Source organism: Mesorhizobium sp. M4B.F.Ca.ET.203.01.1.1 (genome assembly GCF_004791025.1).
Classification (GTDB): domain Bacteria; phylum Pseudomonadota; class Alphaproteobacteria; order Rhizobiales; family Rhizobiaceae; genus Mesorhizobium; species Mesorhizobium abyssinicae.
Window position 1 is genome coordinate 645,379 of record NZ_SRUO01000001.1, and the last position, 12,296, is coordinate 657,674.

General features: G+C 66.2%; 10 protein-coding genes. 5 read left to right on the plus strand and 5 right to left on the minus strand.

All coding sequences use genetic code 11. From position 1 onward, the window contains the following. The first annotated feature begins 53 nt into the window (after positions 1-53). Positions 54-437 (plus strand): hypothetical protein, encoded by a 384-nt coding sequence (locus EN846_RS02985; protein WP_128346225.1) that lies wholly within the window; start codon positions 54-56, stop codon positions 435-437. A gap of 12 nt (positions 438-449) precedes the next feature. Here the strand turns inward: EN846_RS02985 and EN846_RS02990 are convergent, their stop codons facing one another. After that, entirely contained in the window at positions 450-1,223 is a 774-nt protein-coding gene (locus EN846_RS02990; RefSeq protein ID WP_127309655.1) for a gamma-glutamyl-gamma-aminobutyrate hydrolase family protein, read from the minus strand. Positions 1,224-1,515: 292 nt separating this feature from the next. Between EN846_RS02990 and EN846_RS02995 the strand changes: the two genes are divergently transcribed. Then, positions 1,516-2,625, plus strand: coding sequence for a TRAP transporter substrate-binding protein (locus EN846_RS02995; RefSeq protein WP_127287189.1), 1,110 nt, complete (start codon positions 1,516-1,518; stop codon positions 2,623-2,625). Positions 2,626-2,737: 112 nt separating this feature from the next. Here EN846_RS02995 and EN846_RS03000 read toward each other — a convergent pair whose 3' ends face one another. From EN846_RS03000 to EN846_RS03015, 4 genes are all read right to left on the minus strand, one after another. Beyond that, entirely contained in the window at positions 2,738-3,760 is a 1,023-nt protein-coding gene (locus tag EN846_RS03000) for a zinc-dependent alcohol dehydrogenase family protein (RefSeq protein ID WP_127392757.1), read from the minus strand. 19 nt (positions 3,761-3,779) lie between these two features. After that, positions 3,780-5,573 (minus strand): TRAP transporter large permease subunit, encoded by a 1,794-nt coding sequence (locus EN846_RS03005; protein ID WP_127392756.1) that lies wholly within the window; start codon positions 5,571-5,573, stop codon positions 3,780-3,782. Further along, positions 5,570-6,175 carry a TRAP transporter small permease subunit gene (locus EN846_RS03010; RefSeq protein ID WP_127282913.1) on the minus strand — a complete coding sequence of 202 codons (606 nt, stop codon included), beginning with the start codon at positions 6,173-6,175 and terminating at the stop codon, positions 5,570-5,572. The genes EN846_RS03005 and EN846_RS03010 overlap by 4 nt, the downstream gene beginning before the upstream one ends. 244 nt (positions 6,176-6,419) lie before the next feature. Beyond that, a complete protein-coding gene (locus EN846_RS03015; RefSeq protein WP_127392758.1) occupies positions 6,420-7,325 on the minus strand; it encodes a branched-chain amino acid ABC transporter permease in 906 nt (301 codons plus the stop codon). Positions 7,326-7,478: 153 nt separating this feature from the next. Between EN846_RS03015 and EN846_RS03020 the strand changes: the two genes are divergently transcribed. The 3 genes from EN846_RS03020 (at position 7,479) to EN846_RS03030 (ending at position 12,289) form a co-directional block, all read left to right on the plus strand. Next, positions 7,479-8,087 (plus strand): CGNR zinc finger domain-containing protein, encoded by a 609-nt coding sequence (locus EN846_RS03020; RefSeq protein ID WP_127392755.1) that lies wholly within the window; start codon positions 7,479-7,481, stop codon positions 8,085-8,087. After that, positions 8,080-8,610 carry a hypothetical protein gene (locus EN846_RS03025; protein ID WP_127392754.1) on the plus strand — a complete coding sequence of 177 codons (531 nt, stop codon included), beginning with the start codon at positions 8,080-8,082 and terminating at the stop codon, positions 8,608-8,610. The genes EN846_RS03020 and EN846_RS03025 overlap by 8 nt, the downstream gene beginning before the upstream one ends. A gap of 205 nt (positions 8,611-8,815) precedes the next feature. Further along, positions 8,816-12,289 carry an indolepyruvate ferredoxin oxidoreductase family protein gene (locus EN846_RS03030; protein WP_135857941.1) on the plus strand — a complete coding sequence of 1,158 codons (3,474 nt, stop codon included), beginning with the start codon at positions 8,816-8,818 and terminating at the stop codon, positions 12,287-12,289. The last annotated feature ends 7 nt before the right edge of the window (positions 12,290-12,296 follow it).

Sequence of the window (12,296 nt, forward strand, 5' to 3'; positions counted from 1 at the left end):
TGGTCGGCCAGGTTTGAGGCGCGCCGGGGCGCTTAAATGTACGGAGAGACAGGGTGAAAGTACTTCCCGTTGTGGTGGCGGTTGCCGCGGTGGCGGGTGGCGCCCAGCACTTTCGCGCCGGCAGCGGCGAAAGCATCGCCGGCGAAACGGCCCCGTCCAGCACCTACCGATTGACGGCCAATGGCGACGAAGCGGCTTGCGCCGTCCGGCGCGGCGCCGAAGTGTCGGGCGGGTTGACGCTGCTGACGGTCGGCCCCAACTGCCGCAAGCTTTTGCCTGGCATCGAGCGGGCGAAATTCTGGCGCGAAGAGGCCGACGGCACGGTCGCCTTCAGCGCGAACGGCATCGATCCGATCGTCACCTTCAGCGTGGCCGATGGCGACGGCTACGAATCCTACGCGCCGGTCACGCCGCTTCTGGCGCTGAACCACGACTGAGGTTGGGCAGACCTACTCCGCCGCCGCGCGGACGCCGGCTTTCGCCGCCGCATGCAGGCGCACGGCATCGCCGAAGGCGCGGAAAATCCTGGCCGAATTGTCGTCCGACTTGACCCAATATTCGGGATGCCACTGAACGCCGACCGCGAACGCGCGAGCGTCGCGAACCGACACCGCCTCGACCGTCCCGTCGGCGGCGAGCGCCTCGACCTGCAGTTTCGACCCGAGCCGGTCGATCCCCTGGCGATGCAGTGAATTGACCTTGATCTCGCCCGCGCCGAAGACGCCGGCGAGGCAGCTGCCCGGCTTGATCGAAATCGTCTGGTGGATGGCGAAGCGCTCGTCCTGATTGTCGCTCACCGGCGCGCGGTGGTCGAGCGATCCCTCGCGCTCCTGGATCTCGGTGCCCAGCGTGCCGCCCAGCGCCACGTTCAGTTCCTGGATGCCGCGGCAGATGGCGAGCAGCGGCACACCGCGCTCGATCGCCTTGCGGATCAGCGGCAGCGTGGTCGAATCGCGGGCCGGATCGTAGGGGCCGTTCCGCTCGCTGGCATCGCCGCCGTAGAGCGAGGGATGCACATTGGACTTCGAGCCGGTGACCATGACCCCGTCGACCGACGACAAGAGTTCGTCGAAGTCGAGCCGGTCGCCAAAAGACGGCACCAGCAGCGGAAACACGCCGGCGCCGACGAGCGCGGCTTCCAGATATTGCTGCGGGGCAGCATGCCAGGTGTAGTTGTCGAATTGGCGGACGTCGGTCGAGATGGCGACGAGCGGCTGCTGCATTTTGGATCCGGTTTCCGTTGAGAGCTAAGGAACTATTCTGCCTACAAAATAGGCGATCCCAAGGCGCTTTTCCATGACAAGTTTCGGCGCGTCGTATGGGCCACGCCGCTGGCCGTTAGACTATAGTTGCAGGTTCTTGCCCAAGCCCGCGGATTTCCCGGCAATGCAGCTGCCAGGCGCCGCCGCCGCGCTGGACTCGACCTGTCGCCCGTGTATTGTCTCGCCCAGGCCGAGCCGGGGTATCGAGGATTCCCCCGAATGTTGGTCTGTTGATCCAAAAGGGAGGAACTTCATGGATCGTCGTTCATTCATCCGCAAGGCCGGCGTGACCGGCGTCGGCGCCGCGGCGGCGGCGGCCACGCTTGCCGCTCCGGCAATCGCCCAATCCAATCCGAAGGTGACGTGGCGGCTGGCGTCGTCCTTCCCGAAGTCGCTCGACACGATCTATGGCGGCGCCGAAGTGTTCTCCAAGATGCTGTCGGAAGCGACCGACGGCAATTTCCAGGTCCAGGTGTTCGCCGCCGGCGAGCTGGTTCCCGGCCTGCAGGCAGCGGATGCGACCGCCGCCGGCACCGTCGAGGCCTGCCATACCGTTGCATACTACTACTGGGGCAAGGACCCGACATGGGCGCTGGGCGCGGCGGTGCCGTTCTCGCTCAACGCGCGCGGCATCAATGCCTGGCACTATCATGGCGGCGGCATCGACCTGTTCAACGAATTCCTCGCCACGCAGGGGCTTTTCGGCCTGCCGGGCGGCAATACCGGCGTGCAGATGGGCGGCTGGTTCCGCAAGCAGATCAACACCGTCGCCGACCTCTCCGGCCTGAAGATGCGCATCGGCGGCTTTGCCGGCAAGGTCGTGGCCAAGCTCGGCGTCGTGCCGCAGCAGATCGCCGGCGGCGACATCTACCCGGCGCTGGAGAAAGGCACCATCGACGCCGCGGAATGGGTCGGCCCCTATGACGACGAGAAGCTCGGCTTCTACAAGGTCGCGCCCTACTACTACTATCCCGGCTGGTGGGAAGGCGGCCCGACCGTCCACCTGATGTTCAACAAGGCCAAGTATGAAGAGCTGCCGGCGTCCTACAAATCGCTGGTGCGGACCGCGGCGCAGGCAACCGACGCCAACATGCTGCAGAAATACGACTTCCTCAATCCGGCGGCGGTGAAGCGGCTGGTGGCCGGCGGCGCCAAGCTGCAGCCGTTCAGCCAGGAGATCATGGCCGCCTGCTTCGAGAAGGCGAACGAGGTTTACGCCGAGATGGAAGCCTCGAACGCGCCGTTCAAGAAGATCTGGGAGTCGATCAAGGGCTTCCGCAAGGAGCACTATCTCTGGGCCCAGGTGGCCGAGTACAACTACGACACCTTCATGATGGTCCAGCAGCGCCAGGGCAAGCTGTAGGCTGGGATTAGCCCCTTCTCCCCGTCACTATACGGGGAGAAGGTTCTGGCAGGGGATGAGGGGCGGCGTAGACTTCGGCGACTGATCGCCCCGGGCTTTGCAGGCGCCTGGTTCAGCCTGGCACCACCAGCACCTTGACCTCGCCCGGCGCGGGCGGATTGGCGATCACCGCCGGCGCCTCCTCGAGCGATACCTGTCTCGATATCAGCCGGTCGACCTCGATCGCGCCCGAGGCGATGAGCCCGGCGGCGCGGCCGTGGGTGTAGGGGTTGAGGAAGGAGCCCAGAACCTTCAATTCGCGAAATAGCAGGTCGAAGGGCTCGAACACGACCTGCATGCCTTGCGGCACGACGCCGACGATGACGACGGTGCCGCCGGCCTTCGCCAGCCGCAACGACTGCTCGACCGTATCGCGCACGCCGGCGCATTCGAACACCACGTCGGCACCGCCCGGCACCAGCCCGTCTGGTCCGGCAATGGCATCGATAACGTCGCCGGCGCCTGGATCGACTGAGGCCGTCGCGCCGAGCTCCTCGGCGAGCGCGCGGCGCGAGGCCTGGCGTGTCGACAGCACGATGGTCTTCGCCCCGGCAAGCCTTGCCAATTGCACGGTGAGCAGGCCGATGACGCCGCCACCGAGCACGACGACCGAGCCGCCCGGCTTGATCGCGGCGAGGTCGACGCCGTGCAGGCAGCACGCCAACGGCTCGCAGAATGCGCCATGCGTCGGCTTGAGGCTCGCCGGCAGAAGGAAGGCCTGCTTCTGCGGCATCACGACATAATCGGCGAAGCCGCCGTCGCGATGAATGCCGATGGCATTGAGATTGCGGCAGAGGTTGACCCGCCCGGCATGGCAATGCGGGCATCGTCCGCAGGCGATGTTGGGATCGCCGGTGACGCGGTCGCCGACGGAGAAGCCGATCACCGACGCCCCGACCGCCTCGACGATGCCCGAAAACTCATGCCCGGGCGTTACCGGCGGCTTGCAAGGAAACTCGCCGTGGAAGAGATGGCGATCGGTGCCGCAGACGCCGCAGGCCTCGATCCGCACCAGCAGATCGTCCGCACCGGCCGACGGCTTGTCGACCTCGCGCAGCGCTATGCTGCCGACAGCCTCGAGGCGAACCGCTTTCATAACTGTCGGGCCTCCCCCATCAATTGAAGTTCGGCGGCTGCGACAGATCGGGCGCCGGTGCCGCCGGCGTGGCGGGCGGCGTGTCGCCGAAGCTCGGTGGCTGGGACAGGTCGGTGGCCGGCGGTGCCGGTGCCGCCCCGCCAGAGGCCGGAGCGGCGGCGCCATCCGCCGGCGGCGTGCCGAGCGGCGACAGGCCCGGCATCTGCGGCAACTGGATGTCGATCGTGCCCGGATCAACCGCCGCGCCCTTGTAGTGCATCACCATCTGCGGGAAGGCGATGGTGAGCCCGATCATGATCACCTGGATGCAGACGAAGGGCACCGCGCCCCAATAGATCTGGCCGGTGGTGACCGGCGCGATCTGCTTGCCGGTGATGCGGTCGAGATAGGGCACGCGCGCGGCGACCGAGCGCAGGTAGAACAGCGCGAAGCCGAAGGGCGGATGCATGAAGGAGGTCTGCATGTTGACGCCGAGCAGCACGCCGAACCAGATCAGGTCGATGCCGAGCTTGTCGGCGGCGGGCGCCAACAGCGGCACGATGATGAAGGCGAGCTCGAAGAAATCGAGGAAGAAGGCAAGCACGAAGACCAGCGCGTTGACGCCGATCAGGAAGCCGACCTCGCCGCCCGGCAGCGAGGTGAGCAGATGCTCGACCCAGAGGTGGCCGTTGACGCCGTAGAAGGTCAGCGAGAAGACGCGCGCGCCGATCAGGATGAACAGCACGAAGGAGGACAGCCTGGTCGTCGCGGTCAGCGCCTGCTTGATCACATCCAGCGACAGCCGCCCCTTTGCCGCCGCCATGATCAATGCGCCGACGGAGCCCATGGCGCCGCCCTCGGTCGGGGTGGCGATGCCAAGGAAGATGGTGCCGAGGACCAGGAAGATCAGCGCCAGCGGCGGGATCAGCACGATGATCACCTGCTGCGCCAGCCGGGACATCATGTTGATGTTCAGGCCCTTGTCGGCAATCGCCACGACATAGATCAGGATCACGCCGACGCAGGCGCCGAGAATGTCGGCATTGTCGCCATGCGCCGGCGCCAGATAGCGATAGGCGGCGTAGGACACAGCGACCGCAACCGCCAGCGCCACGATCAGCGACACCACGCCATGGCCGAGGGTGCGGGCTTCGAGCGGCAGGGCCGGCATCGATTTCGGCCGGACGATCGACATGATCAGGATGTAGAGCATGTAGATGCCGGTGAGCACGAGGCCGGGGATCAGCGCGCCGGCATACATGTCGCCGACGGAGCGGCCGAGCTGGTCGGCGAGCACGATCAGCACCAGCGAGGGCGGGATGATCTGGGCGAGCGTGCCCGACGCCGCGATGACGCCCGACGCCACACGGCGGTCATAGCCGTAGCGCAGCATGATCGGCAGCGAGATCAGGCCCATGGCGATGACGGACGCCGCCACGACACCGGTGGTCGCCGCTAGCAGCGCGCCGACGAAGATGACGGCATAGGCAAGGCCGCCGCGGATCGGCCCGAACAGCTGGCCGATCGTGTCGAGCAGGTCCTCGGCCATGCCGGATCGCTCCAGCACGATGCCCATGAAGGTAAAGAACGGGATCGCCAGCAGCGTGTCGTTCGACATCACCCGGCTGCCGTAGAAATTGTCGGGCAGCGCATGCAGCAGGGGCCAGGCCAGGTTTATCGAGCCGCCCGAATAGGGCGACAGCAGGACGCCGATGGAGAAGAACAAAAGGCCGTTGGCTGCGAGCGAGAAGGCGACGGGGTAACCGATCAAAAGGAAGATGATCAGCGAGGCGAACATGATCGGCGCCATGTTCTGGGCGATGAACTCGATCATGGGCGCACCTCGCCGGCCAGCGCCTTGGCTTCTTCGGCGAGTGCTTTCGCCTCGAGTTCGGCCTGTTCATGCGCCGATATGAAGGGATTGGGATCGTCCATGTCACCGCGCATGATGGCGATCTTCTTGATGATCTCGGAGATGCCCTGCAGCGCCAGCAGGAAGAAGCCGACAAGCAGGATCGCCTTCGCCGGCCAGACGATCAGCCCGCCGGCATTGGTCGACATTTCGCCGCTGCGGAAGGACAGCGACACATAGGGCACGAAATAGATCACCATCAGGGTGACGAACGGCATCAGGAACAGCATGTGACCGAGCAGGTCGATCCAGTGCTGCACCCGGCGCGAGAACATGCCGTAGACGATGTCGATGCGGATATGGTCGTTCTGCTTCAGCGTATAGGCGGCGGCCAGCATGAAGGCGGCGCCGAACAGATACCATTGCAATTCAAGCCACGCGTTCGACGATATGTCGAAGACCTTGCGGATGATCGCGTTGCCGGCGCTGACCAGGATCGCCAGCAGGATCAGCCACGACACCCATCTGCCGATGAACTCGTTCACACGGTCGATCGTTCTGGATAGAGCGAGCAGCCCTGCCATGCATTTCCTCCCTCCGCGCATCGGCCCGAAAATCGGTTTCGATTTCCGGAAATCGCGATGCGCAATTCAAAATGTCGGAGGCGCGCCGGCTCCCCTTATTTTCCGACGTGCCGCAGTGGCCCAACGGTATGCCGTGCGTGGCACGGCGGGTCAACACGGCAGAGGGGCGGTCAACATGGTTGTGAGACGGGGACGCCGGCAAACCGCCGGCTAGCGGGGCACGATGCAACCAAAGTCTGATAGGTCAGGCGATTTTCTGCTGGTCGCGGCCGGCGCCGATCAGCACCAGCATGGCGACGAGGAACAGATACATCCAGGCATCGCGCCATTCGAGCGGGAAATAGCCGGCCCACAGCGATTCGGCCATGCCGAAGGCGGCGGCACCGAGCGCGGCGCGAGGCGGCGAGAGATAGCCGCCGACCGCCGTCACGAACAGCACCTTCAACCCGTAGACCAGGCCGGTGCCGAAGCTGATGTTGCCATAGTAGATGCCGGCCAGCACGCCGGCGAGCGCGGCGCAGAAGCCGCCGAGCAGAACCGCCTGGCGGAAGACCGAGCGCACGTCGACGCCGCACATCGCCGCCGCCCTGGGATCGTCGGAGACGGCGCGCCAGGAGCGTCCGAACCGGGAGCGGGCGAACGCCCAGGCGGCAAGCGCGATGGCCGCCAGCACGGCGGCGCAGTCGAGCAGCTGGATCAGCGTCAGCGTCGCCTTGAAGCCGTCGTGCTCGGCGAAGACGACCGGCACGGCCAGCATCGGCGGCAGCCACAGGTCGTGCGTGTCGGCGGCGATGCGGCTTGACTCCGAAAGCACCAGCAATACGCCCAGCGTCGTCACCACGATGGCGTTGGGCGAGCGGTCGGCCAGCGGCTCGAAGACGTTGCGCGACAGGACGCGGCTGATCAGCGCCGCATAGAGGAAGGCCGCAAACACGCCGAGCGCGACAGAGGCATAGAGCGTCAGCCAAAGCGCCTGGTAGCCGAAGGCGGCGGTCAGGATCATTGTGTGGCCGCAGAAGGCGAAGACCGCGCCATAGGCGAGGTTGGTGCGGTGCAGGATGCCGTTGGTCAGTACATAGCCGAAGGCGAGAAGCGCATAGAGCGCGCCCGAATGCAGCCCGTTCAGAACCTGCTGGAAGAAATAGAGCATGCGCAGACCTCGGAGCATGTCGCCCAAAAGTGCCTAGCGGTTTTGGGGCAACGACATGCTCGAAACAGGGGCAGCGGCAACTCGCAACCCTGCGCGGAACGTTGCATTCGGAATCTAACTTGTCAAACGCGATTTATCGGTTAGGTTTCTGTCATGACGGTATCCTGGACCCCGCACCGCTTCACCGGCGGCATTCTCGCGCTCGACACCGCGAACACCGTCGTGCTGCGCAACGACCCGGAGAAGACCTTCGACCGTTTCGACAATCCGGCCGAGATCGCCCGTTTCGCCGAGGCGGCGAGCGGCTTCCGCGCCAGCGAGCTCGGCGGTCGCAAGCTGGAAGCGCCGGCGCCCGAGGCGATCGCACCGGTGGTGCTGTCGATCCGCGAGACCACCGACCGCCTGTTCCGCAACGCGGTGGCAAAGGGCGCGATCGCCACCGGCGACCTGCCCGATTTCCTGGCGGCCTGCGCCGACGGACTGGCGCAAAGCCGCACCGAAATCGGCGCTTCGGGGCAGCCGTTCGGCGACCCGGCGACACCGATGGCCTTCGAGTCGGCGCTGGCCGTCTCGGCGCTGTCGCTGCTGCGCGAGGAGACGGTCGCGCGGCTCAGGATCTGTCCCAACTGCAGCTGGCTGTTCGTCGACCGCAGCCGCAATTCCAGTCGCCTCTGGTGCGACATGGCGGTGTGCGGCAACCGGCAAAAGGCAAACCGTTATTACCGCCGCCGCACGGCGGCCAGGGAGGCTACCGATGTCTAGGAAAAATTCGCGCTCGATCGTTCTCGGCGCCGCTCTGCTGGCGGTGGCAATGCTTGGCGCCTGCCGCGATTCCGGCAAGGAGCAGCTGTTCGCTATTTCCGGCAAGCTGTTCGAGTTCAATTACCGGCTGGGCATCGCCACCTATGTCGTCACCCTCAACCCGCTGCGGCCGATGGGAGAAGGCCAGGTTGCCGTGGTCAGCTTCCAGAACCCGGCCGGGGGAGATCCGATCATCGTCAACCAGAAGATCTGGCCCAAGCTGCCGCATATAACGCTGACCAGTCCGCCGCTCACCTGCGTGGTCAAGGACAAGCCCTATTCGATCTCGATCCGCATCGAGGACGCCAATGGCACGCTGCTGCAGAGCTTCGAGACGACGCTGACTTCGTCGATGGATCAGTCGGTGCTGCCGGACCGTCCGCTGGTGGTCGGGCCGGTCTACGAGCTCAACAAGGACATGATCGGCCATGTCGACGGCAAGCTGCCGGGCGAGCCCAAGCCCGATTGCTCGAAGGCCGCCTGAGGTTCAGGGGCCGGAATTTTCGTGCTCGGCTGAACCGCCCCCGGTGCCGTTGCATGCGTCAACCGCCGCCGATTTGACCGTTTGTTGCGCGTCGTCTGGCACCTGCGATTTCGTTTGACCTCTCCGGCAAGGGGAGAAAGACTGCGGCGTCCCACTCCGACGTAGGCCGCGCGATTCCGTGCGCCCTCCGCGAAGGAAATGCCTGATGACGCTGCATGACGTCGCGCTCGACGACAAGTTCGACCTTGGCAAGGAGCGCATCTTCCTTTCCGGCGCGCAGGCCGTCATCCGCATGCTTCTGATGCAGCGCGAGCGCGATCGCCGCGCGGGGTTGAACACCGCCGGCTTCGTCTCCGGCTATCGCGGCTCGCCGCTCGGCGGCCTCGACATGCAGCTGTGGAGGGCCAAGAAGCAGCTGGCGCAGTCCGACATCGTCTTCCAGCCCGGCCTCAACGAAGAGCTTGCCGCCACCGCCTGCTGGGGCACGCAGCAGGCCGAATTGCTGGGCGAAGGCACGCATGACGGCGTCTTTTCGGTCTGGTACGGCAAGGGGCCGGGCGTCGATCGCTCCGGCGACGTGTTCCGCCACGCCAACCTCGCCGGCTCGTCGAAGCATGGCGGCGTGCTTGCCCTGATGGGCGACGACCACATGGCCGAATCGTCGACCAACGCGCACGCCACCGAATTCCTGTTCGTCGACACGATGGTGCCGATCCTCAACCCGGCCGGCGTCCAGGAGATCATCGACTACGGGCTCTACGGCTTCGCCATGTCGCGCTTCGCCGGCACCTGGGCGGCGATCAAATGCGTCAAGGACAACATCGAATCGACGGCCTCCGTCGACGCCTCGCTGGGGCGGCTGAACATCGTGGTGCCGCCGTTCGACATGCCGCCCGGCGGCCTCAACATCCGCCACGAGATCGATATGCTCGGCCAGGAGGAGCGGCTGCATGAGTACAAGCGCAACGCGGCCTCCGCCTTCATCCACGCCAACGGGCTGAACCGCATCATCTATTCCGGCGGCCGCAATCCGAAGCTCGGCGTCATCACCATCGGCAAGAGCTATCTCGACGTACGCCAGGCGCTGGAGGATATCGGCATCGACGAGGCGGCGGCCAACCGCATCGGCATCCGGCTGTTCAAGGTCGGCTGCCCGTGGCCGCTCGACCTGCAGCATGTCGCCGACTTCGCCCGCGGCCTCGACACCATCGTCGTCGTCGAGGAGAAGCGCTCGCTGATCGAGGTGCAACTGCGCGAAAGCCTCTACGGCACCGCCAGCCAGCCGGCGATCGTCGGCAAGAAGGACGAGCGCGGCGACTGGCTGTTCCCGGCCAAGGGCGCGCTCGATCCGAACGAGATCGCGATCGCGCTCGGCGAGCGGATCCTGCGCACCATCGGCCCGTCGGAAGAGATCGCGGCGCGGGTGGCGAAACTGCGCCAGTTCCAGGCCATGCTCGCCGATACAGTCGATATCGGCTCGCGTACGCCCTTCTTCTGCTCCGGCTGCCCGCACAATTCCTCGACCAAGGTGCCGGACGGGTCGCTGGCCGCCGCCGGCATCGGCTGCCATTTCATGGCGCTGTGGATGGACAGGAACACCGTCGGCTTCACCGCGATGGGTGGCGAAGGCGCGCAGTGGGTCGGCCAGGCGCCATTCTCGAAACGCGACCACATCTTCCAGAATCTCGGCGACGGCACCTACAATCACTCCGGCGCGCTGGCGATCCGCTTCGCGCTGTCGAGCGATGCCAACATCACCTACAAGATCCTCTACAACGACGCTGTGGCCATGACCGGCGGCCAGCCGCATGAGGGCGGGCTGACCGTCGACATGATCGCCAGGCAGGTGCGGGCCGAAGGCGTCGAGCGCATCGCCATCGTCACCGACGAGCCGGACAAATACGCGGGGAAGGCCGACTTCCCGGCAGGCGCGACCATCCATCACCGCGACGACCTCGACCTCGTCCAGCGCGAATTGCGCGGGGTCAAGGGCATCTCCGTGCTTCTCTACGACCAGACCTGCGCCGCCGAGAAGCGCCGCCGCCGCAAGCGCGGCACCTTCCCCGACCCCGACAAACGCATCTTCATCAACGAGCTGGTGTGCGAGGGTTGCGGCGATTGCGGGGTGCAATCCAACTGCGTGTCGATCCAGCCGGTCGAGACCGAATTCGGCCGCAAGCGGCGCATCGACCAGTCGAGCTGCAACAAGGATTTCTCCTGCGTCAACGGCTTCTGCCCGTCTTTCGTCACCGTGCACGGCGCCAAGATCAGAAAGGCCGAGGGCATCGCCGGCAGGACCGACCCGCTCCATGGCGTGCCCGCCCCGGCCGAGTTCCCCCTCGGCGCGCAGGGATGGGCCGGGATCATCGACGGCGTCGGCGGCACCGGCGTCGTCACCATCGGCGCGGTGCTCGGCATGGCGGCGCATCTCGAGGACAAGGGCTGCGGCATGATCGACATGGCCGGCCTCGCCCAGAAGGGCGGCTCGGTGTTCACCCATGTGCGCATCGCACGCACGCCGGACGAGATCCACGCCATCCGCGTTTCGGCGGGGAAGGCCGACCTGGTGCTCGGCTGCGACCTCGTCGTGTCGGGCGCGCAGAAGGTGCTGGCGGCGGTGCGCGAGGGCCATACGATCTTCCTCGCCAACACCGCCGAGATCATGCCCGGCGAATTCACCCGCTCCGCCGACTTCTCGCTGCCGGTCGAGCGGCTGAAAAAGGCGATCCGCACTGCCGCAGGCGACGGCAAGGCGCATTTCTTCGACGCCACCCGCACCGCCACCCAATTGTTCGGCAACTCGCTCGGCGCCAACATGTTCATGCTCGGCTTCGCCTTCCAGCATGGCGGGCTGCCGCTGTCGGCCGAGGCGGTCGAGAAGGCGATCGAGCTCAATGGCGAGGCAGTGGCGATGAACGTCGCCGCGTTCCGCTGGGGCCGCCGCGCCGCGCATGAGCCGGATTTCGTGCGCGGCCTCGTCAGCCAGCCGGGCAAGGCGGCCGCCGCGCCCTCCGAGACGCTGGACGAGATCATCGCCCGCCGCGTCGCCTTCCTCACCGCCTATCAGAACCCAGCCTACGGCAAGCGCTATGCCCAAAGGCTCGCCGCGCTGCGCCAGGCCGAGGGCAAGGCGGCGCCTGGCTCGACGGTGGTGACCGAGGCCGCCGCCCGGAACCTGTTCAAGCTGATGGCGATCAAGGACGAATACGAGGTGGCGCGCCTCTATACCGACGGCACCTTCGCCGCCGAGCTATCGAAACAGTTCCAGAGCTACGACAAGCTCGAATTCCATCTGGCGCCGCCGATGCTGGGCCGGCGCGGCAATGGCGGCCGCCCGAGGAAATCGAATTTCGGCCCCTGGATGATGAAGGGGTTTCGCCTGCTTGCGGCGCTGAAAGGCTTACGCGGCACGGCTTTCGACATCTTCGGCCACAGCGCGGAAAGGCGCATGGAGCGGCAGCTCCTGGCACAGTACGAGGCCGACCTGGAGTTGATCGCCGGCGCGCTGGCGCCTGGCAGAATCGAGGCGGCCACCGCGCTTGCCTCGGTGCCGGCGCTGATCCGCGGCTACGGCCACGTCCGGCAGGTGAGCGCCGAAAAGGCCGCCGGCGAGCGTTCGAGACTGCTGGAGCGCCTGGCGAAAGCGCCGGCAAGGTCGGAACTGCAGGCCGCCGAGTGACCCCAAA

What these genes read in the sequence shown, in the direction of transcription:
- EN846_RS03020 (WP_127392755.1), top strand. Translation starts at nt 7,479, where the DNA reads ATGACGGTATCCTGGACCCCGCACCGCTTCACCGGCGGCATTCTCGCG.
- EN846_RS03010 (WP_127282913.1), bottom strand. Translation starts at nt 6,175, where the DNA reads ATGGCAGGGCTGCTCGCTCTATCCAGAACGATCGACCGTGTGAACGAG.
- EN846_RS02990 (WP_127309655.1), bottom strand. Translation starts at nt 1,223, where the DNA reads ATGCAGCAGCCGCTCGTCGCCATCTCGACCGACGTCCGCCAATTCGAC.
- EN846_RS02995 (WP_127287189.1), top strand. Translation starts at nt 1,516, where the DNA reads ATGGATCGTCGTTCATTCATCCGCAAGGCCGGCGTGACCGGCGTCGGC.
- EN846_RS03030 (WP_135857941.1), top strand. Translation starts at nt 8,816, where the DNA reads ATGACGCTGCATGACGTCGCGCTCGACGACAAGTTCGACCTTGGCAAG.
- EN846_RS03000 (WP_127392757.1), bottom strand. Translation starts at nt 3,760, where the DNA reads ATGAAAGCGGTTCGCCTCGAGGCTGTCGGCAGCATAGCGCTGCGCGAG.
- EN846_RS03015 (WP_127392758.1), bottom strand. Translation starts at nt 7,325, where the DNA reads ATGCTCTATTTCTTCCAGCAGGTTCTGAACGGGCTGCATTCGGGCGCG.
- EN846_RS03005 (WP_127392756.1), bottom strand. Translation starts at nt 5,573, where the DNA reads ATGATCGAGTTCATCGCCCAGAACATGGCGCCGATCATGTTCGCCTCG.
- EN846_RS03025 (WP_127392754.1), top strand. Translation starts at nt 8,080, where the DNA reads ATGTCTAGGAAAAATTCGCGCTCGATCGTTCTCGGCGCCGCTCTGCTG.